The 24,651-nt window shown below is 74.8% G+C and carries 20 protein-coding genes and 1 pseudogene; 10 read left to right on the top strand and 11 right to left on the bottom strand.

Annotated features, from left to right (window positions below):
• Positions 1-109: 109 nt before the first annotated feature.
• Positions 110-1,390, top strand: a complete 1,281-nt coding sequence (locus tag ACWGSR_RS11430) for an MFS transporter (RefSeq protein ID WP_376237477.1) — start codon at positions 110-112, stop codon at positions 1,388-1,390.
• Between the two features lie 119 nt (positions 1,391-1,509).
• Here the strand turns inward: ACWGSR_RS11430 and ACWGSR_RS11425 are convergent, their stop codons facing one another.
• The 5 genes from ACWGSR_RS11425 to ACWGSR_RS11405 form a co-directional block, all read right to left on the bottom strand.
• On the bottom strand, positions 1,510-2,517 hold the full coding sequence (locus ACWGSR_RS11425; RefSeq protein WP_453565604.1) for a TerC family protein: 1,008 nt from the start codon (positions 2,515-2,517) through the stop codon (positions 1,510-1,512).
• Positions 2,518-2,749: 232 nt separating this feature from the next.
• Positions 2,750-4,807, bottom strand: a complete 2,058-nt coding sequence (locus tag ACWGSR_RS11420; protein ID WP_453565602.1) for a TerD family protein — start codon at positions 4,805-4,807, stop codon at positions 2,750-2,752.
• A gap of 164 nt (positions 4,808-4,971) precedes the next feature.
• Positions 4,972-5,550: a TerD family protein gene (locus ACWGSR_RS11415; protein ID WP_366376694.1), complete on the bottom strand. Its 579-nt coding sequence runs from the start codon at positions 5,548-5,550 to the stop codon at positions 4,972-4,974.
• A 173-nt stretch (positions 5,551-5,723) separates the two neighbouring features.
• Entirely contained in the window at positions 5,724-7,853 is a 2,130-nt protein-coding gene (gene uvrB / locus ACWGSR_RS11410; RefSeq protein WP_376237400.1) for an excinuclease ABC subunit UvrB, read from the bottom strand.
• A gap of 71 nt (positions 7,854-7,924) precedes the next feature.
• A complete protein-coding gene (locus tag ACWGSR_RS11405) occupies positions 7,925-8,821 on the bottom strand; it encodes an MHYT domain-containing protein (RefSeq protein ID WP_453565599.1) in 897 nt (298 codons plus the stop codon).
• Between the two features lie 229 nt (positions 8,822-9,050).
• On the opposite strand from ACWGSR_RS11405, the gene ACWGSR_RS11400 reads away from it, so the two are divergent.
• Both ACWGSR_RS11400 and ACWGSR_RS11395 read left to right on the top strand, forming a co-directional pair.
• Positions 9,051-9,587 (top strand): methylated-DNA--[protein]-cysteine S-methyltransferase, encoded by a 537-nt coding sequence (locus ACWGSR_RS11400; RefSeq protein WP_453565597.1) that lies wholly within the window; start codon positions 9,051-9,053, stop codon positions 9,585-9,587.
• 240 nt (positions 9,588-9,827) lie between these two features.
• Positions 9,828-11,132 (top strand): MFS transporter, encoded by a 1,305-nt coding sequence (locus ACWGSR_RS11395; protein ID WP_453565594.1) that lies wholly within the window; start codon positions 9,828-9,830, stop codon positions 11,130-11,132.
• A gap of 129 nt (positions 11,133-11,261) precedes the next feature.
• On the opposite strand, the gene ACWGSR_RS11390 is transcribed toward ACWGSR_RS11395, so the two are convergent.
• A complete protein-coding gene (locus ACWGSR_RS11390; RefSeq protein WP_366376685.1) occupies positions 11,262-11,618 on the bottom strand; it encodes a cupin domain-containing protein in 357 nt (118 codons plus the stop codon).
• Positions 11,619-11,882: 264 nt separating this feature from the next.
• Between ACWGSR_RS11390 and ACWGSR_RS11385 the strand changes: the two are divergent.
• Positions 11,883-12,785, top strand: a pseudogene (locus ACWGSR_RS11385) (pseudouridine-5'-phosphate glycosidase); the annotation flags it as partial.
• 140 nt (positions 12,786-12,925) lie between these two features.
• A complete protein-coding gene (locus ACWGSR_RS11380; RefSeq protein WP_453565592.1) occupies positions 12,926-13,840 on the top strand; it encodes a carbohydrate kinase family protein in 915 nt (304 codons plus the stop codon).
• A 33-nt stretch (positions 13,841-13,873) separates the two neighbouring features.
• On the opposite strand, the gene ACWGSR_RS11375 is transcribed toward ACWGSR_RS11380, so the two are convergent.
• Entirely contained in the window at positions 13,874-14,509 is a 636-nt protein-coding gene (locus ACWGSR_RS11375) for a uridine kinase (RefSeq protein ID WP_453565590.1), read from the bottom strand.
• Positions 14,510-14,860: 351 nt separating this feature from the next.
• Here ACWGSR_RS11375 and ACWGSR_RS11370 point away from each other — a divergent pair, with 351 nt between their 5' ends.
• Positions 14,861-15,613 (top strand): SDR family NAD(P)-dependent oxidoreductase, encoded by a 753-nt coding sequence (locus tag ACWGSR_RS11370; RefSeq protein WP_453565588.1) that lies wholly within the window; start codon positions 14,861-14,863, stop codon positions 15,611-15,613.
• Positions 15,614-15,661: 48 nt separating this feature from the next.
• The gene (locus ACWGSR_RS11365) at positions 15,662-16,018 is read left to right on the top strand and encodes a MerR family transcriptional regulator (protein ID WP_376237426.1); all 357 of its coding nucleotides are present in this window, start codon (positions 15,662-15,664) and stop codon (positions 16,016-16,018) included.
• Here the strand turns inward: ACWGSR_RS11365 and ACWGSR_RS11360 are convergent.
• On the bottom strand, positions 16,008-16,682 hold the full coding sequence (locus tag ACWGSR_RS11360; protein ID WP_376237429.1) for a winged helix-turn-helix transcriptional regulator: 675 nt from the start codon (positions 16,680-16,682) through the stop codon (positions 16,008-16,010). The genes ACWGSR_RS11365 and ACWGSR_RS11360 overlap by 11 nt on opposite strands.
• 100 nt (positions 16,683-16,782) lie before the next feature.
• Here ACWGSR_RS11360 and ACWGSR_RS11355 point away from each other — a divergent pair, with 100 nt between their 5' ends.
• The 3 genes from ACWGSR_RS11355 to ACWGSR_RS11345 all read left to right on the top strand — a co-directional run bounded on the left by ACWGSR_RS11355 (position 16,783) and on the right by ACWGSR_RS11345 (position 19,226).
• A complete protein-coding gene (locus tag ACWGSR_RS11355; protein WP_453565584.1) occupies positions 16,783-17,994 on the top strand; it encodes a pyridoxal phosphate-dependent aminotransferase in 1,212 nt (403 codons plus the stop codon).
• Positions 17,995-18,078: 84 nt separating this feature from the next.
• On the top strand, positions 18,079-18,537 hold the full coding sequence (locus tag ACWGSR_RS11350; RefSeq protein ID WP_376237434.1) for a hypothetical protein: 459 nt from the start codon (positions 18,079-18,081) through the stop codon (positions 18,535-18,537).
• Between the two features lie 11 nt (positions 18,538-18,548).
• Positions 18,549-19,226: a DUF2293 domain-containing protein gene (locus ACWGSR_RS11345; protein WP_453565581.1), complete on the top strand. Its 678-nt coding sequence runs from the start codon at positions 18,549-18,551 to the stop codon at positions 19,224-19,226.
• Positions 19,227-19,273: 47 nt separating this feature from the next.
• On the opposite strand, the gene ACWGSR_RS11340 is transcribed toward ACWGSR_RS11345, so the two are convergent.
• The 3 genes from ACWGSR_RS11340 to ACWGSR_RS11330 all read right to left on the bottom strand — a co-directional run bounded on the left by ACWGSR_RS11340 (position 19,274) and on the right by ACWGSR_RS11330 (position 24,405).
• Positions 19,274-20,065 (bottom strand): chaplin, encoded by a 792-nt coding sequence (locus ACWGSR_RS11340; protein WP_453565579.1) that lies wholly within the window; start codon positions 20,063-20,065, stop codon positions 19,274-19,276.
• Positions 20,066-20,227: 162 nt separating this feature from the next.
• A complete protein-coding gene (locus tag ACWGSR_RS11335) occupies positions 20,228-21,496 on the bottom strand; it encodes an SWIM zinc finger family protein (RefSeq protein ID WP_453565576.1) in 1,269 nt (422 codons plus the stop codon).
• A complete protein-coding gene (locus ACWGSR_RS11330; RefSeq protein ID WP_453565789.1) occupies positions 21,493-24,405 on the bottom strand; it encodes a DEAD/DEAH box helicase in 2,913 nt (970 codons plus the stop codon). Before ACWGSR_RS11330 ends, ACWGSR_RS11335 begins: the two co-directional genes overlap by 4 nt.
• Positions 24,406-24,651 lie beyond the last annotated feature (246 nt).

The raw sequence follows: 24,651 nt of genomic DNA, 5'->3' as shown, positions 1-24,651 counted from the left end.
CGCCCCACCAGCGGCGCGCTCCCGCACGCCCCCGTAGCGGGGGTGGTCGGCGGGTAGATCGCGGGACATGCACCGCCGTCACTCTCCGTCGCCGCCCACCGGCCCCTCGATGGGCCGGATCGCCGCCGCCTCCCTGGTCGGCACCGCCATCGAGTTCTTCGACTTCTACGTCTACGGGACCGCCGCCGCCCTCGTCCTGGGGCCGCTCTTCTTCCCGACCTTCTCCCCGCTCGCCGGAACCCTGGCCGCCTTCGGCACCTTCGCCGTCGGCTTCGTGGCCCGGCCGCTCGGCTCGGTCCTCTTCGGCCACGTCGGCGACCGGTACGGCCGGCGCCCGGTCCTCTTCGCCTCGCTGCTCCTGACCGGCTGCGCCACGGTCGCGGTCGGCTGCCTCCCCACGTACGCGACACTCGGCATCGCCGCCCCCGTGCTGCTGCTCCTGCTCCGCTTCCTCCAGGGGCTCGGTCTGGGCGGCGAGTGGGGCGGGGCGGTGCTGCTCACCGCCGAGCACGCGCCGGAGCACCGGCGCGCGCTGTGGGCGAGCTTCCCGCAGATCGGCCCGGCGGTCGGCTTCCTCCTGGCGAACGGGGTGATGCTGGGGCTCACGGCCGGGCTGAGCGACGCGGAGTTCCGCTCCTGGGGCTGGCGGGTGCCGTTCTGGGCGGCGGGGCTGCTCGCCGCGGGCGGGCTGCTGCTGCGCTCCTCGCTCGCGGAGACCCCGCAGTTCGAGGAGCTGTCCGCGTCCGGGCGGCGCGCGGGCGCCCCGCTGACCGAGGTGGTCCGGGACCACTGGCGGCTGGTGCTGCTGACGGCGGGGGCCCTCGCCGTCGGGTACGCCGTCTTCTACGCGGTCTCCACCTGGGCCCTGGCCTACGGCACCGGGCGGCTCGGCCTGAGCGGTCCGGTGATGCTGGGCTGCGTCATGGCGGCGGTGGCGGTGATGGGCGCGGCCACCCCGGTCGCGGCGCTCCTCGCCGACCGCTGGGGCCGCCGGACGCTCTGCCTGGCCGGGTGCGCGGGCTGCGCGCTCTGGATGTTCCCGATGGTGGCGCTGCTGCACACCGCGCGGCCGCCGCTGATGTTCCTCGGCTTCCTGGGCGCGCTGCTGGCCTTCATCACCATGTTCGCGGTGGTCTCCGCGTACCTGCCGGAGCTGTACGAGCCCCGGGTCCGCTGCACGGGCGCGGCCGTGGGCTACAACCTCGCGGGCGTCCTCGGCGGCGCCCTGACCCCCCTCGCGGCCACCGCGCTCTCCGAGGGCGGCTCCGGCCCGCCGTGGGGCGTGGCGGCGTATCTGACCCTGGTGGCCCTGGTCAGCCTGGGCTGCTTCGCGCTCCTCCCGGAGACCCTGCCGGCCCGCACCGCGGTGAAGGAGCCCGCGCCCGCCTAGGGCCTGTCCGACCCCGATCCGCCGGACAGGCCCTGGAGCCCGTTCGGGACAGGAGCGCGGAAACGGCGAAGGCCGGCCGGGGAGGGGGTCCCGGGCCGGCCGTCGCCGTGTGTGCCGCGTCAGGCGCCGATGCTGTCCTTCTCGGTGCCGTCGGCGTCGGCCACGCTCTCGGCGGCCTCCCGCTCGGCCTGCCGCTTGGAGGCGATCAGGCTGGTGATCGTGGTGATGATCAGAACACCGCAGATGACCGCGAGGGAGACCGGGATGGAGATCTCCGGAACGTGCACCCCGGACTCGTGCAGGGCGTGCAGCACCAGCTTGACGCCGATGAAGCCGAGGATCACCGACAGGCCGTAGCTGAGGTGGACCAGCTTCTTGAGCAGGCCGCCGATCAGGAAGTACAGCTGCCGCAGGCCCATGAGGGCGAAGGCATTGGCGGTGAAGACGATGTACGGGTCCTGGGTGAGGCCGAAGATCGCCGGGATGGAGTCGAGGGCGAAGAGGATGTCGGTGGTGCCGATGGCGAGCATGACCACCATCAGCGGGGTCATCACCCGCTTGCCGTTGGCCCGGATGAAGAGCTTGGTGCCGTGGTAGCGGTCGGCGACGCCGAACTTCTTCTCGACGCTCTTGAGGAGCCTGTTCTCCTCGAACTCGTCCTCCTCCTCGTCGGAGCGCGCCTCCTGGATGAGCTTCCAGGCGGTGTAGATCAGGAACGCGCCGAAGATGTAGAAGACCCAGGAGAAGCTCGCGATGATCGCGGCGCCGGCGGCGATGAAGATCGCGCGGAGCACCAGGGCGATCAGGACACCGATCAGCAGCACGCGCTGCTGGAGGTGCGAGGGGACCGAGAACTTCGCCATGATCAGGACGAAGACGAACAGGTTGTCGACACTGAGCGACTTCTCGGTGATGTATCCGGCGAAGAACTCTCCGGACGCCTGGGCGTTGCCGAAGAAGAGCAGGCCGATCCCGAAGAGTGCGGCGAGCACGATCCAGACGATCGTCCAGATTCCGGCTTCCTTGACCGACACGTCATGGGGCTTGCGCCCGATGAAGAAGTCGGCACCGATCAGGGCACCCAGACCGAGAATGGTCAGGACCCACATGGTCGTTGAAACGTCCATTGCGCCTCCGGCGTCGTACGGCTACTGATCAGCGTCGTCGCTGCCGGAGGTCTCTTCCACCCGGGCGGCGGGCTGACCGCCGCCGGGCCGACGCCCCGGGATCGGATCACTGGGATCCGTCCGTACTGACGGGCACGCCGCGCTTGGGGAGTACTCCCCTCCGCACGAAGAACACTACCCGAAACACCAAGAGAAGGTAAAGGCGAGGCTAAAGGATCATCAAAACTCCAGTTCAGAACTGCTTCCCTCGGCGAGCTTCCGCCATCTGGGCGAGGACCTGCCCCAGCACCCCGCTGCCCGGCGGGAGCATCGGCGGCTCGTACGACCAGGCGTGCCCCACCCACGGGTCGGCGAGGTGGTCGTCGGGCACGGGGGTGAGCCGCAGCAGCGACCGCCACAGGGGGTCGAGCAGCGGGCCGTACGCGGCCGCGTCCGCCCGGTCCGCCACCATCAGCAGGTGGACGCCGACCGAGGGGCCCTCGTCGGCGAGGTACCGGAGCCGGGTGACCGCCCGGTCGTCGAAGCCGTGCGGGAAGTCGTGCACGATCAGGAGCTGCCGGGCCGTGTCCAGGCCGGGCGGCAGCGCGTCGGCCGCGCCGCCCCGCAGCGCCATCTGGAGCAGGTCGACCCGCTCGGTGAGCTGCTCCAGGACCGCCGAGACGCCGGCCGCGCCCCGGGCCGGCGGGGCGGCGAGGACGCCCGAGTCCACGAGTGGCGCGAGGGAGGCGGCGCCCGCTCCGGCCGCGTCGAGGACGTGGACGGAGAAGCCGTCCGCCGGGTGCGCCGCGAGCAGCCGGGCCGCGTGCGCGACCGCGCTGTCCAGGGCGAGCCGTCGCAGCTCGGTCTCGTCGAGGAGGCCGGCCGCCTCCGAGTGGCCCCGGCCGCTGTCCACCCACAGCCCCCGCTCCAGCGGCAGCCGGACGAGCATGGGGATCCGCAGCTCGGCCCGCTCGGGCAGGTGGAGGTCGCCGAGCCGGACGGCCATCGGCTCCTCGGTCGGGACCCGGTAGGCGTGCCAGACGGGGTTGTCCCAGCGGGCGTAGGCGGGCGGCAGGGCCGGCTCGACCACCTCGGACTCGGCCGCGAGCTGGGCGAGGTCCCGGTCCAGGACCGCCCGGGCCCGCTCCACCAGCTCGTCGTGCCGGGCCCTGGCGGTCGCCCGGGCGGCGTCGTTCGCGCCCCCGTTCCGCGCGCGGTAGTCGGAGAGCGTCTGGTCCAGCTCGCGGTCGAGCCGGGACTCCGCGAAGTCGCAGGCGCTGCGGTAGGCGGCGGCGGTGCGGGCCAGGTCCTCGAACATCCCCCACACCTGGTTGTACAGGCGCTCGTCCATGGACCAGCCGGAGGCGTCCCCGGCGACCGGCGCGGGCGGCGCCTGGGGCGGGGCCTGCGGCGGCTCGGGCGCGGCGGGCCTGCGGCGCGGGTGGGAGTAGTCGATGGGGCCGCCCGGGGCGCGCGTGTCCGTGCCCCGCGGCGGGGTCACCGGCACGGTCGGCGTCGGGTCGGAGACGACCGGCGGGAGGGGCGGGGGCGGAGGCGTGGGGTCCGAGGTCGTCGGGGAGGCGGGGGCCGGGACGACCGGGGTGGCCAGGGGCGTGGGGTGGTCCGAGCCGGCCGGGGCCACCGGGGCCGGGAGGACGGGGTCCGGGGCCGCCGGGGGTACGGAGTCCGGGGCCGGGGGCGTCGACCGGGGCACCCGCTCCGGCTCGGGGGCGCGCGGCCGCGGGGCGGTCGCCGCGGGGGCGGGCTCCGGGGCGGCCGCCGCCAGGATCGCCGCGGCCGCGTCGGCGGACCGCTCCAGGCCCTGGTCGCCGAGGAGGGCGGCGAGCCCGCCCTCGTACCCCTGGCCCATGGCGCGGACCTTCCAGGCGCCCTGGCGTCGGTACAGCTCCAGGGCGACGACGGCGGACTCGCTGTCGAGCCCCGTGAGGGTGTAGCTGGCGATCTCGTCGCCGTCGGGTCCCGCGACGGCGACGAAGGGGGCGGCGACGGCCCCGAAGCGGGTGACTCCGCCGTGTCCGGGCAGCGCCAGGAGGACCGAGATCCGGTGGACGGTCCCGGGCATCGCCCCCAGGTCGACGGAGAGGCGGTGGTCGGCCGCGGCGGCCCGGGAGACGTCGACGCCGGGGAGCGAGGGCGCGCCAGGATGGGCGATCCACTCCGCGCCGGGGACCCTGCCCGCCTCGTCGCCGAGGGTGGCTCCGGCGAGGACCGGATGACCGGCCGACACCCGGATCTCCAGTCGGGTGTCGGGCAGGGGGTGGTTCTGCCCCCGGACCAGCTCGGCCGTCATCGACTCTGTCCCCTCGGTGCTTCCCGGCGCGGATTCGCGTGTTCCGGTGCGGTTCAAACGGGTCGTTCGCGGGCCGTCCGGATCAGGGCGCCGGACGGGTCATGCGGGACAGCTCCCGGCGGCGGCTGCCTCCGGGAGCTGTGGGTGCGGGGCGCGCGGGCCGCCTACAGGTGCGGCAGGATCGCCGGCATCAGGTCCTGGAAGGTGCGGCCGTTGGCCGGGTTGCCCAGGGCCGTCATCTGCCAGCCGGAGCCGGCCCGGTGCACCTTCGCCATGATCTGCGCGGTGTAGCGGCCGCCGCCGTCGAGGGTGTAGCGCGCCAGCTCCTGCCCGTTCGTCTCGTCGACGAGCCGGCAGAAGGCGTTCTGCACCTCCTGGAACGTCTGGCCGGTGAAGGAGTTCACCGTGAAGACGATCTGGTCGATGTGGACCGGGATCCGCTCCAGGTCGACGAGGATCGCCTCGTCGTCGCCGCCCTGGCCGGCACCGCCCACCAGGTTGTCGCCGGTGTGCTTGACCGAGCCGTCGTCGCTGACCAGGTGCCGGAAGAAGACCACGTCGACCGGCTGCTTGTCGGCGAAGAGGACGGCCGAGGCGTCCAGGTCGATCTCGCGGGTGCGCGAGCCGAACAGACCGCGGCGCGGCGCCGCCTGCCAGCCGAGCCCCATCCGCACCTGGGTGAGGCTGCCTCCGCCCTGCTTCTCCAGGCTGATGGCCTGACCCTTGGTCATGTTCACGGTCACGCGCGTGCCCCTCTCGTTGCGTTCCCCGCGCCCGCGGTCCGGTGCGTGCGGTTGTCCAGCACCCTACGCAGGGTCACTGACACCGCGGAGGGGCGGTCCGGTTTTGTGTCGGTCTTGCAACACACCGGACCGCCTCCGGCCGGGCGGGACCTGTCGTCGGGCGAGACCCGCTGTCAGGCGAGGCCCGCCTCCTTCATCTGGCGCAGCTCCTTCTTCAGTTCTCCCACCTCGTCGCGGAGCCGGGCCGCCACCTCGAACTGGAGCTCGGCGGCGGCGGCGCGCATCCGATCCGTCATCTCCTCGATGATCGCGGCCAGTTCGGTGGCGGGCCGGTCGCCGAGCTCGACCGTGGACCCGGCCCTGCCCCGGCCCCTGGGCGCGTGCGCGGCGAGCGCGGGGACGGGGGCCTTGGCGCCCTTGCCCTCCTTCGCCTGGCGGTAGCCGGTGCCGAGCAGTTCCTCGGTGTCGATCTCCTCGCGCGCGATGGTCGCCACGATGTCGTTGATCTTCTTGCGGAGCGGCTGCGGGTCGATGCCGTGCTCCGTGTTGTACGCGATCTGCTTCTCGCGGCGCCGGTTGGTCTCGTCGATGGCCTGCTCCATCGCCGGGGTGATCCGGTCCGCGTACATGTGGACCTGGCCCGAGACGTTCCGCGCGGCGCGGCCGATCGTCTGGATGAGGGAGGTCCCGGAGCGCAGGAAGCCCTGCTTGTCGGCGTCGAGGATGGCGACCAGGGACACCTCGGGGAGGTCGAGGCCCTCCCGGAGGAGGTTGATGCCGACCAGGACGTCGTACTCGCCGGCGCGCAGCTCGCGCAGCAGCTCGATGCGGCGCAGGGTGTCGACGTCGCTGTGCAGGTAGCGCACCTGGATGCCGAGCTCCAGGAAGTAGTCCGTGAGGTCCTCGGCCATCTTCTTGGTGAGGGTGGTGACGAGGACCCGCTCGTCCCGCTCGGTGCGCAGCCGGATCTCGTGGACCAGGTCGTCGATCTGGCCCTCGGTGGGCTTGACGACGACCTCGGGGTCGACGAGGCCGGTGGGGCGGATGATCTGCTCGACGAAGCCGTCGCCCCGGGAGAGCTCGTACGTGCCGGGGGTCGCGGAGAGGTAGACGGTCTGGCCGATCCGCTCCTGGAACTCCTCCCACTTCAGCGGGCGGTTGTCCAGGGCCGACGGGAGCCGGAAGCCGTGGTCGACCAGGGTCCGCTTGCGGGAGGCGTCGCCCTCGTACATGGCGCCGATCTGCGGCACGGTGACGTGCGACTCGTCGATGACGAGGAGGAAGTCCTCGGGGAAGTAGTCCAGGAGCGTGTTGGGCGCGGAGCCGGGCTCGCGTCCGTCGAAGTGCATCGAGTAGTTCTCGATGCCGGAGCAGGAGCCGATCTGGCGCATCATCTCGATGTCGTACGTGGTCCGCATGCGCAGCCGCTGGGACTCCAGGTGCTTGCCCTGCTTGTCCAGCTCGGCGAGGCGGCCCTCCAGCTCGCGCTCGATGTCGTTGACGGCCCGCTCCATGCGCTCGGGTCCGGCGACGTAGTGGCTGGCCGGGAAGACGTACAGGTGCTCGTCCTCGCTGATGACCTCGCCGGTGAGCGGGTGGAGGGTGGAGAGGGCCTCGATCTCGTCGCCGAACATCTCGATGCGGACGGCGAGCTCCTCGTACACCGGGAAGATCTCGATGGTGTCGCCGCGGACGCGGAAGGTGCCCCGGGTGAACGCCAGGTCGTTCCGGGTGTACTGGATGTCGACGAAGCGGCGGAGGAGCTGGTCGCGGTCGATCTCCTCGCCGACCTTGAGCGGGACCATCCGGTCCACGTACTCCTGGGGCGTGCCGAGGCCGTAGATGCAGGAGACGGAGGCGACGACGATCACGTCCCGGCGGGTGAGCAGGGAGTTCGTCGCGGAGTGGCGGAGCCGCTCCACCTCCTCGTTGATGGAGGAGTCCTTCTCGATGTAGGTGTCCGACTGCGGGACGTACGCCTCGGGCTGGTAGTAGTCGTAGTACGAGACGAAGTACTCGACGGCGTTGTTGGGCAGGAGCTCGCGGAACTCGTTCGCCAGCTGGGCGGCCAGCGTCTTGTTCGGCGCCATCACCAGGGTGGGGCGCTGGAGCTTCTCGATCATCCAGGCGGTGGTCGCCGACTTGCCGGTGCCGGTGGCACCGAGGAGGACGACGTCCTTCTCGCCCGCGCGGATCCGCCGCTCGAGGTCGGCGATGGCCGTCGGCTGGTCACCGCTGGGCTGGTAGGAGCTGACGACCTCGAAGGGCGCCACCGTACGTTCGATCTTGGAAACGGGCCGCATGCAACCACCGTACGACCCGGCACTGACACTCGGGCGGCGATCGGCTCACCGCACGGCCTCCGGGCCGCTCCTCACCAGTCCTGGGAGCGGTGCACGCCGTGGAGCGCGGCGGCCCCGCGGGTGGCGCGGCGGGCGGGCCGGCGGACGGGCTCGCCGTAGTGGGTCGGCACGTGGCGCGGGGCGGGCACGCCGGGGCGGTGCACGGTCCGGGCGGGGGTCCGCCTCCATTCGGGGTCGCCCATCACGAGCAGCGGGTCGAACATGACGACGACCGCGGCGAGGATCAGGAAGACCGCCGGGCCGATCAGCATCGGCAGGAGGAGCGAGGCGGCGGGGGCGGTGGCGGCCCCGGGGGCCACGGCCCCGTTCAGGTGGACGGTGACGGCGGCCATGGCCGTGTAGTGCATACCACTGACGGCGACGCCCATCACCAGGCTCGCACCGAGACTGGCCAGAAATCCATGGACGGAGACGGCCGCCCAGAGGGCCGTGGTGGCGGCCACGACGGCGATGACCACGGAGAGGGCCACGGTCGCCGTGTCGTACTCGATGCGGCCGTGGAGGCGCATGCCGGCCATGCCGAGGTAGTGCATGGTGGCGATGCCGAGACCGGTGATGGTGCCGCCGGTGACCAGGGTGAGGGCGGTCGCCCCGCGGTAGCCGACGATGAGGATGCCGATGCCGACCATGAGGATGGCGACGCCCAGGCTGGCGAAGGTGAGGGGCCGGTCGTAGTCGACCGGGGCCTGCTGGACCGAGAAGCCCATCATGGCGATGAAGTGCATGGTCCAGATGCCGGTGCCGATCGAGGTGGCGCCGAGGACGAGCCAGCCCGCCTTGAAGCTGTCGCGGTGGCGGAGGGATCTGGTGGTGCACCTCAGGCCGAGGGCGCCGCCGAGGCAGGCCATGAGGAACGAGGCCACCGGGGTGACGAGCCCGTAACTGAATCCGTCGACCGTGCCCTGCATGAGCTGTGTCCTCCACCCCTGGTGCGACGTCGGCCGAAAACAGTCGGTTCCGCCGGCTCCTGACTCCCCGGGGCGAGATTATGGCGCGCGGGAGTCGCGGCGACCATGTGACCGGGGAATTTCCCGTCGCGAGTCCGGAGCGAGACCGGTCCGTGATCTTGGCGCCGGTCCCGGACGGCTCCCCGTGGTCGCGGCCGGGTTGTCGGTGGGGGGTCGTAGCGTGGTCGGCATGGACATCGAAGCGGTGGAGTGGGCGGTCGTGGAGAGCGACGTCGGGCCGCTCTTCCTCGCCGCGACCGGGCGGGGGCTCGTACGGGTCGAGTTCCACGCGGACGCGGTGCGGCGGGAGCGGATGCCGGACCGGCTGGGGTCCCGGCTCGGCGCGGAGCCGGTGGAGCGCGCCTCGGGGCTGCTCGCGGAGCCGATACGCCGGCTGGAGCGGTACTTCGCGGGCGATCCGGACGAGCTCGACCTGCCCCTGGACTGGAGCCTGACGGCCGGGTTCAACCGGCAGGTGCTGCGCGAGCTGGCGACCGGCGTCCCGTACGGGACGGTCGTCGGGTACGGGGAGCTGGCGAGGCGCGTGGGGCAGCCGGGCGCCGCGCAGGCGGTGGGGGCGGCGATGGGCTCCAATCCGCTGCCGGTGGTGGTGCCGTGCCACCGCGTGGTGGAGAGCGACGGCGGGCTCGGCGGCTTCGGGGGCGGCCTGGAGACCAAGCGGCGGCTGCTGGCCCTCGAAGGCGTGCTGCCGGCGCCGTTGTTCTGAGGGGGTTGCTCTGAGGGTGGTTGCTCTGAGGGGGGTTGCTCTGAGGGTGGTGTTGTTTCGAGGGCCGCCGCTCCGAGGGGCGCCGTAGGGCGGAGGGGCGTCGTAGGGCGGAGGGGCGTCGTAGGGCGGAGGGGCGTCGTAGGGCGGAGGGGCGCTGCCGGCCGGGCCGCATCGGCGGTCGGCGGCGCATCGGCGGTCGGGACGTTCCCATCAGGTGGGACGGCTGGCACACTCTCGTAAGTGACCCAGACCCCCGGTGCCCCTGACGCCACCCTGCCCGGCCGCATACCCGGCCCCGCCCCCGTCACCGCCGCCGAACTGCCCGCGCTGCGCCGCCGCGTCCAGGCCGTGCTGATCGCCACCCAGATCCTCGGCGGACTCGGCATCGCCATCGGTGTCGCGCTCGCCGCCGTCCTGGCCACGGAGGTCGGCGGCACCGAGGCGCTGGCCGGTCTGGCGTCGACGGCGACGGTGGCCGGTCCCGCGCTGCTCGCCATGCCGCTGGCCGCCCTGATGGCCTCGCGGGGGCGCCGGGCGGGGCTCGTCCTCGCGTATCTGCTCGGGGCGGTGGGCGCCGGGGTCGTGGTGCTCGGGGCGGTCGTCGGGAGCTTCGCCCTGCTGCTCGCCGGGCTCGTCGGCTTCGGCGCCGGTTCCTCGGCCAATCTGGCGGCCCGTTTCGCCGCCGCCGACCTGGCCGAGCCGGACCACCGGGCCCGGGCCATCTCCACGGTGGTGTGGGCGACCACGATCGGCGCGGTGCTCGGGCCGAACGTCGCGGCGCCCGCCGGGAAGAGCGTCGCGGGCCTGGGCATACCGGCCACGGCGGGCCCCTTCGTCTGGGCCGCCGGCGTCTTCGTGGTCTCCGCGGCCGTGGTGGCCCTGCTGCTGCGCCCGGACCCGCTGCTCACCGCCCGCGCGCTGAACGACGAGGAGCCGGGCGGGAAGGCGGCGGTCGAGGGCCGCTCCCTGCGGGCCGGGATGCGGGCGGTGCGGGAGTCCCCGAAGGCCCGCCTCGCCCTGGTCACCGTCGCGGGCTCGCACACCGCCATGGTGTCGATCATGTCGATGACCCCGGTGGCGCTCACCCACCACGGCGCGGACATCCAGCTGATCGGCCTCGTCATCAGCGGCCACATCGCGGGCATGTACGCCTTCTCGCCGCTGATGGGCTGGCTCTCCGACCGGCTGGGGCGCCTGTCGGTGATCGGGCTCGCGGTCGGGCTGATCGGCGCGGCGGCGCTCGTCGCGGGCACGGCCGGGGCGAGCCACGGCCGGGTCGCCCTGGGGCTCTTCGTCCTCGGCCTGGGCTGGTCCGCGGGGCTCGTGTCCGGTTCGGCGCTGCTCACGGACTCGGTGCCGCAGGCCGCCCGGGCCGCCGTCCAGGGGCTCTCCGACTTCATCATGAACACGGCCGCCGGGCTCGGCGGCCTCGCGGCGGGCCTGATCGTCTCGCAGGCGGGCTACGGGCCGCTGAACGCGATCGCCGCCTGTCTGCTCCTTCCGATGGCGGCGCTCGCCCTGCGGAGCGTCTTCCGGAAGGCCTGAGCAGAGCCCCCGGAAGACGCGCCGTCAGCGCGGTGCCGCCGGGGAGGGGGCTCCGGCGGCCGGGCGGCGCGGGGCGCCCGTGCAGTGGAGGGCGAGGGGCATTCGACGTTCTCCCGCAGGGCGCGGGCCTCAGAGACTGATGTGGTACGCCTTGCGCAGGGTCTCGTGGACGGTCCAGGTGGTCCGGTCGCCCTCGCGCAGGACACAGGCGTCGCCGGGGCCGATCTCCAGGGTGTCCCCGCCCTCGACGGCGACGGTCGCGCGCCCGGAGACCACCACGAACAGCTCGTTCGCCTCGGTGTCGGTGACGACGCCGGGCGTGATCTGCCAGATGCCGCGCACCTGCTTGCCGTCGGCGGACTCCCACAGCACCCTGCCCGTCACCTCGGGCGTGCCGGAGACGATCTGGGCGGGGTCGAGCGGCTCCGCTTCGAGCTCCGCGTCGGGGATGTGGACGGCGAAGGAGGGCAGGTCGTGTGTCGTCATGGGCGGTGACTGTAGCGGGGATCCGGGGGCCGTCCGAGACCGGGACCACACGAACGGCACGGCTCCCACCAGGCACGATGCCCGGTACCGGAGAAGGCGACGGAATCCGTACCCCCGTCCCGGCGCGGCGCGGCAAGGGTGCCGCGGACGCCAGGGAGGGTCGCCGGGGGTGGCCGGTGACGGATTCCGCAGGGCGCGGCGACCGCGTTGGCGGGAGGTCGCCAACGAGGTTTGCGGGGCCCGTGGGTGCGCCAGGAATGGGGCATGTCCACACAGGTGTCCGAAGAGGTACGGGAGGCGCTCTACGAGGGCCGTCCCGTCGTCGCGCTGGAATCGACGCTCATCGCCCACGGCCTGCCGCGCCCGCGCAACCTCGCGGTGGCCCGTGAGCTGGAGGAGCTGGTACGGGCCGGGGGCGCCGTCCCCGCCACGATCGCCGTGGTGGACGGCAGGGCCAGGGTGGGCCTGGACGAGGCGGCGCTGATACGGATCGCCGAGGACCCGACGGTGCGGAAGCTGGGCCACCGCGATCTGGCCCCCGCCCTGGCGACGGGCGCGACCGGCGCGACGACGGTCTCGGCGACGGCCTGGCTGGCGGACGCGGCGGGCGTCCGGGTGTTCGCGACGGGCGGCCTCGGCGGGGTGCACCGCGAGTGGAGCGAGACGCAGGACGAGTCCGCCGATCTGCGGCTGCTCGCCCGGGTCGGGACCACCGTCGTCTGCGCCGGGGTCAAGTCGATACTCGACGTGCCGGCGACGCTCCAGCGCCTGGAGACGCTGGGGGTGACGGTCGTCGGGTACGGCACGGAGCACTTCCCCGGCTTCTACCTCTCCTCCTCGGGCGAGCCGGTCGACTGGACCCTGCGGACGCCGGAGGAGGTGGCGGCGGTGATGAGCGCGCAGGACCGGCTCGCGGGCCTCCGGACCGCGCTCGTCGTGGCCAACCCCGTGCCGGAGGCCGAGCAGTTGGATCCCGTGCTGCACGACCGGGTGCTCGCGGACGGCCTGGCGGCGGCCAAGGAGAAGGGGATCACGGGCCAGGCGGTGACGCCGTTCCTCCTCGAATACCTGACGGTCCACACGGAGGGCGCGTCCCTGGAGGCCAACCTGGCGGCGATACGGGGGAACGTGCGGCTCGCGGCGGAGATCGCGGGGGCGTACGGGGCGGGCATATCCGGTACGGGAGGGACGAGCGGCGGCACGGAGAGACGTGAAGGGACGCACGTCGCGGGAGCATCCGACGGAGGGGGCGGTACGGAGGCGCACGGCGGAGAAGTCGGTACGGAGGCGCACGGCGCGGGCGGCCGGTGAACCGCGCCGGGCGGGCGCTGCTCGTCGTCGGGGACGTGGTCACGGACGTCGTCGCCCGGCACCGGACCCCGCTCGCGGCGGCCACGGACACGGCGGCGGAGATCCGGACCCTGCCGGGCGGCGCCGGGGCCAACGCGGCCTGCTGGGCGGTGCGTTCCGGTGGCGGGGAGGTGCGGCTGCTCGGCCGGGTGGGGACGGACGCGGCCGACTGGCACGAGCGGGCACTGCGGACGGCGGGGGTGCGCCCCCTGCTCGTCCGGGACGCGGAGGCGGCGACGGCCACCGTCATCGCGCTCGTGGACGCGGCGGCGGAGCGCACCTTCCTGACCGACAGCGGCGCCGCACTGCGCCTCTCCCCCGCCGACTGGTCCCCCGGGCTGCTCGACGGCGTGGGCCGACTGCACCTCTCGGGATACCTGTTCTTCGCGGATCCGAGCCGCGAGACGGCCGGGCGGGCGCTGCGGGACGCCGCCGGGGCGGGGGTTCCGGTGAGCGTGGACCCGGCTTCGGCGGGGTTCCTGACGGCGCTGGGCACCGACCGGTTCCTGGCGGCCGTGGCGGGGGCCGAGGTGCTGCTGCCCAACGCCGACGAGGCCCGGCTGCTCACCGGGCACGCCGAACCGGAGCGGGCGGCGGCGGAGTTGAGCCGGCGCTTCCCGCTGGTCGTGGTCACCCTCGGGGCGGCGGGCGCGCTGGTCGCCGAGGGCGGCGCGGTCACCGCGCGGGTGGCGGCGCCTCCGGTGCGGCCGGTGGACTCGACGGGCGCGGGCGACGCGTTCACCGGGGCCTTCCTGGCGGCCCGGCTCGCGGGCGCGGACCCGGCGAAGGCGGCGGAGGCGGGGTGCGGGGCGGGCGCGGAGGCGGTCACGGTGGTGGGCGGCAGACCACCGGCACCACCGGCGGGCGGCTGATCGGCCTCCTGAGGAACGGCAGGTCCGGGGCGCCTACCGCTCGAACCCCGTCCAGGCCGGGTGGCGCGGGTCGTCGGCGCGCACGACGACGTCCGCCGTCCCGGCCGGGTCGACCTCCGTCTCGTACCGGGCGAAGGCGGGGAGGGTCCAGGCCTCCTCCGTGCGCCGGGCGAGGGCGGCGGGCGAGAGCCGCAGGTGCACGGCGAGGTCGAAGGGGAACCAGTGGCCGAGCAGGAAGGGGCCGTGCAGGACGAGGACGCCGCCGGGCGGCAGCGTGACGTACGGACTGCGGGTGGCCCGGTCCCTGACCGGGTCCCACAGGTCGGGCAGAACGCGCCCGGTGCCGCCGGGCTCCAGCGGGCCGAAGACCTCCCGCCACAGGGCCCCGGTGTCGGTCCACCCGCCGTAGTACGCGTCGGGGTCCTGCTTGCCGTACTCGTACCGGAGGGAGGCGGGTCGCAGGAAGCCGTCCGTGCCCGCCAGGTGGACGGGGCGCCCGCGCGCCCGCAGGGCCTCGGCCAGCGCGGCGGCGAGTCCGCCGCCGGACGCGGCGGGCGGCCCGTCGATGCCGACCTTGAGCCACTCGCCGCCGTCGCCGGGGGCGGACGCGTCGACGTGCCCGGCGAGCGCCTCCGCCAGCCGGTCCCAGGTGATCGCCTCGTACCGCATCCCCTCACTCTGCCCGTACGCACGGCGGACCGTCGCCACCGGGTCCGCGCGGCGGCACGGGGAGCCGGTCGGCGCGGGCCTCCCCGTGCGTACGGCGACGAGGTCGGCACAGTCGTACGGGCCGGGCCGGGCCAGGTTAGGGCCAGGTGGGGCCGAGCCGGGCCAAGTCGGGCCGGGGCGGGCCGGGGCGCGACGCCGGGCTCCCGTATCTCCTGGGCCGCCCGGATCTCGCTCCGTCGGACGACGAACGCGTCCACGTGCTCGCGCGCCTCCCCGGGCAGGGCCGTCCACGGCTCGTGCGGGGGCATGGCTTGACCTTGTCACTGGCGTCACCGTTCGACCATCGGATTCATGGACACCATCACACCCACCAGGGTCGTCGTCATCACGGGCGCGGGCACCGGCATCGGCCGGGCCGCCGCACGGGCCTTCGCCGGGCAGGGGGCGACCGTCGTCGCCGTCGGCCGCAGGGAGGAGCCGCTGCGGGAGACCGCCGGGGGCCGGCCCGGGATCCACCCGTTCGCCGCCGACGTCACGGCGGAGGGCGCCGCCGAGGAGATCGTCCGGGCCGCCCTGGACGCCCACGGCCGCCTCGACGTGCTCGTCAACAACGCCGGGATCTCCGCCGGCGGCCCGCTCGGCACCCTCGACCGCTCGGTGATCACCCCGCTCCTGGAGACGAACCTCGTCGCGCCGGTCCTGCTCACCCGGGCCGCCGTCCCCGCGCTCCGGGAGTCCCGGGGCGTGGTGGTGAACGTGTCGACGACCGTCGGCCAGCGGGGCTGGCCCGCCAACTCCCTCTATCCGGCGACCAAGAGCGCCCTGGAGACCCTGACCCGCTGCTGGGCGGTGGAGCTGGCGCCGGCCGGGGTCCGGGTGGTGGCGGTCGCCCCCGGGCCGATCGACACCCCGATCGGCCTGCACGCGGGCCTGTCCCCCGAGGAGTTGGAGGAGGTGCGGGCCTGGCAGCTCGCGCACGTCCCGCTGGGGCGGCTCGGCAGGCCCGAGGAGGTCGCGTGGGCGATCACCTCCCTCGCCGCGCCCGACGCCGCCTTCCTGACCGGCACGGTGCTGCCCGTCGACGGGGGCGCTCTGGTCGCCTGAACGGCGGTCCGCCGGGCCGTGGTACGACTGTGCGAGGAGGTGGCGCCCTTGCGCATCGGCGAACTGGCCCGGCGGACCGGGGTGTCGGCCCGGGCCCTGCGGCACTACGAGAAGGCGGATCTGATCACGTCGTCCCGGGCCGCCAACGGCTACCGGGTGTACGAGGAGGGCGCCGTCACGCGGGTGGCGAACATCCGGTACCTGCTGGACGCCGGGCTCACCCTGGACGACGTGTCCGCCTTCCGCTCCTGCCTGGACGGGGACGTGCCCTCGGCTCCGCCGTCCGGCCGCGGCCTGGAGATCGCCCGCGAGCGGCTGGCCGTGCTCGACGCCCGGATCGCGGCGCAGACCGCGGCCCGCGACCGCCTGGCGAGGGCCCTGGAGGCGGAGTCCGTCAGGACGTGAGGCCGGGGGCCGTGACCGGAAGCGGGACCGGCTCCGCCCCTGCTCCCCGGAACTCCGCCCCCGCTCCTTCGAGCTCCGCCCGTCCCGACGCCACCGCCTCGGCGAGCGTCAGCTCCCCGCCCGCGAGCGCCCGGCACGTCGCCGCGTCGGTCCGCAGCCGGGCGTCGGGGGACTCGGCGGGACCGTCCCCGTACGCGACGTCTCCCCCGGCCCCGACCCGTACGTGGAACTCCCCCTCGTCCAGGGTGACCTGGACGGTCCCGGCGCCCAGCTCCGCGAGCGCCCCGAGGAGCGGGATCGCGTACCAGTGGGCGCGCACGGCGTCGGTCGGGCGCGGCTCCCCCAGGTCGGGCGCGCCCCACGCGGCGAGGGCGCGCAGGACGGGCAGCAGGTCCCGGCCGCGCGGGGTGAGCTCGTAGACGGACGCCGAGGCGGGCGGGGGCAGTCGGCGGCGGGTGACCAGTCCGGCGCCCTCCATGTCCTTGAGGCGGCCGGCCAGCATGTCCGTGCTGACGCCGGGCAGGTCGGCGTGGAGGTCGGTGTAGCGGCGCGGACCGGCGAGGAGTTCGCGGACGACGAGCAGGGTCCAGCGGTCGCCGACGAGGTCGAGGGCGCGCGCGGCGGCGCAGTGCTGGTCGTAGCTGCGGCGTGTCTGACGTGGCATGCGACGCAGTCTAGACATGTCGTTGGACTTTCCAAGCTCGAACTTGGTAAAACCAAGCAACAACGAGCGGTGCTGGTTCCGGGAACTGGGGAGGTCGGACATGGAGTTCCGGCAGTCGAGCAAGCTGAACGAGGTCTGCTACGAGATCCGCGGCCCGGTGATCGAGCACGCCAACGCCCTGGAGGAGGCGGGCCACAGCGTCCTGCGCCTCAACACCGGCAATCCGGCCCTCTTCGGCTTCGAGGCGCCCGAGGAGATCGTCCAGGACATGATCCGGATGCTCCCCAAGGCCCACGGCTACACCGACTCGCGCGGCATCCTCTCCGCCCGCCGCGCGGTGGCCCAGCGCTACCAGGAGATGGGCCTCCCCGAGGTCGACGTCGACGACATCTTCCTCGGCAACGGCGTCTCGGAGCTGGTCTCCATGGCCGTGCAGGCCCTCCTGGAGGACGGCGACGAGGTCCTGATCCCCGCCCCCGACTTCCCGCTCTGGACGGCCGCCACCACCCTCGCGGGCGGCAAGGCCGTGCACTACCTCTGCGACGAGTCGGCCGACTGGTACCCCGACCTCGACGACATGGCGTCGAAGATCACCGACCGGACCCGGGCCGTCGTCATCATCAACCCCAACAACCCCACCGGCGCGGTCTACCCGAAGGAGATCGTCGAGGGGATCCTCGACCTCGCCCGCCGCCACGGCCTGATGGTCCTCGCCGACGAGATCTACGACCGGATCGTCTACGACGACGCCGTTCACCACCCGGCCGCCTCCCTCGCCGACGACCTGGTGATCCTCACCTTCGGCGGCCTCTCCAAGACGTACCGGGTGGCGGGCTTCCGCTCCGGCTGGCTGGTCGTCACCGGCCCGAAGCGGCACGCCGCCAACTACCTGGAGGGCCTCACCATGCTGGCCTCCATGCGCCTGTGCCCCAACGCCCCCGCCCAGTACGCCATCCAGGCCGCGCTCGGCGGCCGCCAGTCGATCCACGAGCTGACCGCTCCGGGCGGCAGGCTGCGCGAACAGCGCGACCGCGCCTGGGAGAAGCTCAACGAGATCCCCGGCGTCTCCTGCGTGAAGCCGAAGGGGGCCCTCTACGCCTTCCCGCGCCTCGACCCGGCCGTGCACAAGATCCACGACGACGAGAAGTTCGTCCTCGACCTGCTGCTCCGGGAGAAGATCCAGGTCGTCCAGGGCACCGGCTTCAACTGGCCGCGCCCGGACCACTTCCGCATCCTCACCCTGCCGTACGCCGACGACCTCGACGCCGCGATCAGCCGCATCGGCCGCTTCCTGAGCGGATACCGGCAGTAGCGGACACGAGCGGTGACGTACGCCCTCCCGGCTGTCATGATCAAGGGGTCCGAGTGGCCGAGGGAAACGGGAGGGCGGCCGGTCATGGACGCCGCACTGATAGCCGTGGCGGGAACCCTGCTGGGTGTCGTCTTCACGCACTGGTTCCAGGCACGGGCCACCGAGCGCACGGCCGCGCTCGCCCGGTCCGAACAGCTCCGGCAGGAGCGGATCGCGACCTACAGCGCCTTCGCCGGCGCGGTCGTCGACTACCGGCACAGCCAGAACGACCGCTGGTTCCGGGCGGCCGAGGAGCCCGGTTCGGAGGAGGCGGAGGAGTCCCGCTACGCCTCCTACCGGCAGCGCACCGCCGCCCGGCAGGCCCTCTTCCGCGTCCAGTTGGTGTGCGACGACCCCGAGACCCGGCGCCTGGCGGAGAGGGCCTTCGAGGAGACCCACTGCATGCACGAGGCGGTGGGGACCGCGGACCGGGCCGGCCGCTCCGAGCGGGCGAAGGAGGCCCTCGCCCTGTTCGTCGCCGCCGCCGCGCCCGGCGTCCGCTGACGGGGGCGGCCGTGGACCTCGTCGCGCCGGTCGTCGTCGAACCGCTCAAGCGCCGCCGCTGCTCGGAGTGCCGCCGGGGGCCGCTGGAGCGGATGATCCTCGAGTTCAACGCGCCGGTCTGCCTGGACTGCGCCGACCTCGGACACCTGGTCTTCCTGCCCCGGGGCGACACGGCCCTCACCCGCCGCGCCCGCGAGGGCAGCACCCTCTGGGCGGTGGTGGTACGGCACAACCGGCGGCGCACCCGGTACGAGCGCCAGGGCCTCCTCGTCGAGGAGGCGGCGCTGGCCTCGGCGGAGCGGACCTGTCTGGCGGACGCGGAGGCGCGCGCCAGGCGGCGGGCCCGGGACGCGGCGCGGCGCGCGGTCCTCGACACCGAGGTGACCGCGGCCCTCCGGGCGGAGATCCTGCGGCTCTTCCCGTCCTGCCCGGTGGACCGGGCCGGCGAGATCGCCGCCCACGCCTCGGCGAAGGGCAGCGGGCGGGTGGGGCGCACGGCCGCGGGCCGCTCGCTCGACCACGGCGCGGTGACCGCCGCGGTACGGGCCGGCGTACGGCACGTCGACACCCCGTACGACACCCTGCTGATGCAGGGGGTGCCCCGTCACCAGGCCCGGACGAGGGTCGCGCCCGCCATCGAGGCGGTGCTCCGGGCCTGGCGCGGTGGCGGCGGGGACGCGCGCGGCTGACGGCTCGGGCGTCGGCGCGCGCCGGTCCCGCCGCACGGGGCGCTTCCTCAGGCCCGGTCTCCGGCGCGGCGCGCGCGGCGGTACAGCAGGGCGCCGCCGAGGAGCAGCGCGGCACTTCCCGAAGCGGCGTAGCCGAGGCCGTCCGACGAACCGGTGTGGGCCAGCGCGGCCTCGCCCGTCTCGCCCTGCGGCGCGGGGGCCGGGACGGGGGCGGGCGGCACGGTCTGCGGGGCCGGGATGTTCCGCACGGGGGTCTGCGGGCGCGGCGTCGGCTTCTCGATCGGCTGGGCCGGCTTCGAGGGGCCGTTGACCGCGGTGTTGCCGAAGGCCGGGTTGCCGATGCCGACCACGTTGACCGAGTTCCCGCTGACGTTCGCGGGGACGTCGACGGGAAGCTGGAGGCCGTTCCCGGAGAGGACGCCGGGCGAACCCTGGGCCTGGCCCTCGGCGGTGGAGCCGCCGCCGTTGGAGGAGCCGCCGCTCTGGGCGCCGCCTCCGGAGCCGCCGGCCTGCTCTCCGCCGCGCGGGGTGCCGGGCTCGTCCTTGTGGGAGTGGGAGCGGCCGTCGTCGTCCGATCCGTAACCCGTCGGCCCGTCCGAGACGTTGGCACAGCTGTTGCCGAAGGCCGGGTTGAGCAGCCCGACGACGTTGACCGTGTTGCCGCAGACGTTGACCGGCACGTGCACCGGCAGCTGAACCGTGTTGCCGGAACCGACTCCCGGCGAACCGACCGCGGCGCCCTGGGCGCCGGCGTCGGCGTGCGCGGCGCCCGCCGAGAGGGCGAGCGCTCCGCCCGTGACCAACAGTGTGGCCAGACCACTTCGGCGAATCTGCCTCATGGCTTCCTGCCTTCCGGAGGTGTGCACGGGCAGTCGCCCGTACCCGAATCAACGCGGCGGACGTGCGCGCCGGATCCGGCCCCCGGAGGGTTTCACCCCAACGAGTGGGACCTGTTCGAGTGTGGACCGTCCTCGGGTTCGTCGGCCGGGCCGGTCGCGGGATCAGCGTCCGAGGAGGCCGTCGAGGGTGTCGACGGGGTCCGGGCCGGGGTCGCCGCGCGGCCACCAGTCCTCGCGGTCGGCGTCCGACTCGTAGCCGTACCAGAGGCCGTCCCGGCCCAGGCGGAGCTGGAGGGACCTGCCGGAGAGGCGGTTGCGCCAGGGGCGGAAGGCGGGGAGTCCGGCGGCGAGCAGCGCGGGTCTGGCCCGGTCGAACGGGCCCGCCGGCGGGTCCCAGGCCTCCTCCAGGACCGCGAGGCCCTCGGCGCCGCCCTGCCGCCAGGCGGCGACGGCGCGGGCCAGGTCGGTGGGGGTGCGGTCGAGGGCGTGGGCCAGGTCGCGGTAGAGCGCGCGGGTGGAGGCGGTGAGGCCGGAACCGGGGTGCGCGGCGGCGAGCCGGACCGCGTCCTGCCAGGGGGTGAGGGCGGCGACCGGGTCGAGGCCGGTGGCGAGGAACGCGTGGGCGCGGGCGGCGGCCTCGGTGGCGAGGAGGTCGAGCGCGAGCGGGTCGGGGGCGGCGGGGTCGGGCGGGAAGACGGCCGGGCGGCCGGGCCGGTCGGGGAGCGGCAGCGGGGCGGGCAGCGGCGGGAGCCCGGCCCCGGCGGCGTCGAGGGCGGCCCGGGCGGGGACGGTGGGCATCGGGGGCGCGGCGGCGTCCGCCTCGGCGGCGGACCGGGCCGCGTTGCGCCGGGTCAGCTCGGCGAGGAGCTCCTGCTCGCCGCGGCCGCGCATCAGGAAGAGGACGAACGGGTCCTCGTCGAGGAGCCGCGCGGCCTGGTAGCAGAGGGCGGCGGCGTGCTTGCAGGGGTAGCCGTCGTCCGGGCAGGAGCAGTCGGGGACGAGGTCGCCCGGCGCGGGAAGCAGCCCGGCGACCGCCTCCAGGGCGTGCGGCACGTCCTTGTCGAGGAGGGCGGCGATGTGGTCGGGGCGCGCGGTGGCCCCGTCGAGGAACTCCTCCCAGCCGTCGTCACCGAGGGTCCGCATCCTGATCTCGGTGCGGTACGGGCGGGGCCGGCTGCCGTGGACGTAGGCGACGACCCGGCCGGGGGTGACCGTGATCGCGTCGACGTGGCCGCGTCCCGCGTAGGCCCTGCCGCGGGCGAGCCGGGCCGGGTCGAGGGCGGTGTCCTCCAGGGCGTCGACCCAGGCGTTCCCCCACCAGGTGGCGGCGAACCGCCCGTCGGGTGCCTCGCGGGGCGCGACCTGCGGGAAGGAGCGGCGGCGGTCGTCGTGGCGGGGGGCGGCCCCGCGCGCGGCCCGGGCGCGGTTCACGAGGGCCTCCTCAGGGACACCAGGTCGGCGAGCTCCCGGTCGGTGAGTTCGGTGAGGGCGGCCTCGCCGGAGCCGAGGACGGCGTCGGCCAGGGCCCGCTTGGCGCGGAGCATGTCGGAGATCCGGTCCTCGACCGTGCCCTCGGCGATCAGCCGGTGGACCTGCACCGGCTGGGTCTGCCCGATGCGGTAGGCGCGGTCGGTGGCCTGCTCCTCCACGGCCGGGTTCCACCAGCGGTCGTAGTGGACGACGTGGCCGGCCCGGGTGAGGTTGAGGCCGGTGCCCGCGGCCTTCAGGGAGAGCAGGAAGACGGGGACCTCGCCGTCCTGGAAGCGGTCGACCATCCGCTCCCGCTCGGCCACCGGGGTCCCGCCGTGCAGGAGTTGGGCGGGGACGCCGCGCGCGGCCAGGTGGTCGGCGAGGAGCCGCGCCATCGACACGTACTGGGTGAAGACGAGCACGGCCCCGTCCTCGGCGAGGATCGTGTCGAGGAGCTCGTCGAGGAGGGCGAGCTTCCCGGAGCGGCCGGCGAGGCGGGCGGTGCCGGGGCCGCGCGGGGCCTCCTCCTTGAGGAACTGGGCGGGGTGGTTGCAGATCTGCTTGAGGGAGGTCAGCAGCTTCATGACGAGGCCGCGCCGTGCCATGCCCTCGGACTCCTCGATCCGCGCCATGGTCTCGCGGACGGTCGCCTCGTAGAGGGAGGCCTGCTCGCGGGTGAGGGGGACGGGGTGGTCGGACTCCGTCTTGGGCGGCAGCTCGGGGACGATGCCGGGGTCGGACTTGCGGCGGCGCAGCAGGAAGGGCCGCACGAGCCGGGCGAGCCGCTCGACGGCCTCGTCGTGCTCGATCTCCTCGTGGTTCTCCACGGCCCGGGCGTGCCGGGAGCGAAAGGCCTTGAGCGGCCCGAGGAGTCCCGGGGTGGTCCAGTCGAGGAGGGCCCACAGCTCGGAGAGGTTGTTCTCGACGGGGGTGCCGGTCAGGGCGACCCTGGCGGGCGCGGGGATCTCGCGCAGCGCCTTGGCCGTCGCGGAGAACGGGTTCTTGACGTGCTGCGCCTCGTCGGCGACGACCATCCCCCACTCGTGCGCGGCCAGCCGGGCGGCGCTGGTGCGCAGGGTGCCGTACGTGGTGAGGACGATGCCGCCCCCGGTGCCGTCCAGGTCCCGGTCGGCGCCGTGGAAGCGCCGCACGGGCACGTCGGGGGCGAACTTCCGCACCTCCCGCTGCCAGTTGCCGAGCAGGGACGCCGGACAGACGACGAGGGTGGGGGCACTGCGGGCGCGGCGCAGGTGGAGGGCGATGAGGGTGACGGTCTTGCCGAGGCCCATGTCGTCGGCGAGGCAGCCGCCGAGGCCGAGCGAGGTCATCAGGTCCAGCCAGGCGAGGCCGCGGAGCTGGTAGTCGCGCAGGGTGGCGGTGAGGCCGGGCGGGGCCTGCACGTCCTCGGGTCCGGCCAGGAGCCGGTCGCGGAGGGCGGCGAGCGCCCCGACGGGGACGGCGGGGACGGTCTCGCCGTCCACCTCGGCGGTGCCGGTGAGGGCGACGCCGAGGGCGTCGACCGGTTCGAGCAGGCCGAGCTCCCGCTTGCGGGCCTTGCGGACCAGGTCGGGATCGACGACGACCCACTGGTCGCGCAGGCGCACGACGGGCCGGTGGGCCTCGGCCAGGAGGTCCATCTCGCGCTCGGTGAGCGGATCGCCGTCGAGGGCGAGTTGCCAGTCGAACCGCAGCAGCTCCTCGCTGTCGAAGAACGAGGTGCCGTCGGTCGCGGAGCCGGGCGCGGCGAACGCCGGGCGGACGACGGCGGAGGCGCTGAGCGAGCGGGCCAGCTCGCGCGGCCAGTGGACGGCGACCCCGGCGTCGGCGAGCCGGGCGGCGGCGGGGCCGAGCAGCTCGTACAGCTCGTCCTCGGTGACGGCGAGGACGTCGGGCACGTCCCGCTCCAGGAACCGGGCCAGCGGGGGCCAGACCCGGGCGGCGCGACGCAGCGCGAGGACGGCGTCGATCCGGGCGCGGGGGCCGAAGTGCTCGCCCTCCCCCGCCCACAGGGCCGCGGCGTCGATGACGAGGGTGGGGTCGGCGAGGCTGTGGACCTGGAGGAGGGCGGCGGCCGCGTGGCGCTCGCCGCCGTTCGTAGCGGAAAGGGCCGCGTGGCGCTCGCCGCGCTTCTCGCCGGACGCGGCGTCCGTCTCTCCGGACGTGCCGCTCTTCTCCCCGGGGGCGCCGATGTCGAAGAGTTCGTACGCCGACAGGTCGAGGCGGAGCGAGACGCGGACCCCGGCGTCCATCCCGGCCGCCGCCTCGGCGGCCCAGGCACGCGCGCGGGGCAGGTGCTGCGGGGCGCGGGCGGCGAACGGCGCCCCGACCGCGTGGGCGGCGGCCGGGGTGCGGGGCAGGACGTCGGCGATGGCGTCGAGGAAGGCGCGGACGAGGGCCTCGGGCTCGGGCAGCCGCAGCGGCCCTCGGCCGGGGACGGGCACGGCGTACGCCTCGGCCGGCAGGGCGGCGGCGACGGCCCGCAGGTGGGCGATGTCGTCGGCGTCCAGGGGTCCGGCCCGCCAGGCGTCCAGGTCGTCGGCGGTGAGTCCCGGCAGGAGCCTCCCCCGGGCGGCCAGGTGCAGGGCGTGCAGGGCGGCGGCGCCCCAGCCGGCGGTGGCGGGATGGGCGGCCGGGTGGTGGCGGGCCGCGACGAGGTGGGGCAGGGCGGCCTCGACGGGGAGCGTGACGGCGGGGACCCCACGGCTCCGGGCGCCGCCGCCGTGCCGCCGGGCGACGGTCAGCTCGACGCGCTCCGCGCCGGCCGCCGTCTCCGGGTCGGGCAGCGCGCCGCCGTCGGGGGCCCAGAAGGCGACCCGGCCCTCGCGGGGAAGGGCGGCGGGCAGGAAGACGGCCGCGCCGGTGGTCCAGATGTGTGTCACGGTTCCGCTCTCCTCCCCCGGCTCTCCGCCGTGCGACGGAGCCCCGACCTGCTCCGACGCGGTCCTCCCACGTGGATCTCCGACCTTACGGGTGAGGTCTGACAACCGGGTCCGGCCACCGCCGCCGGCCGTGGCCGCCGGGCGGTTCCCCCGGGCGGCCCAGCAGCGGATGACACGGGGCCCGGCGGGCGGGAGGGTGGGCCTGGACCGGGGTCGGGCCCGAGGGGCGCCGCCCGC

It is taken from the genome of Streptomyces sp. NPDC055632, assembly GCF_053618675.1.
This window is presented reverse-complemented; position numbering and strand designations above follow the sequence as displayed.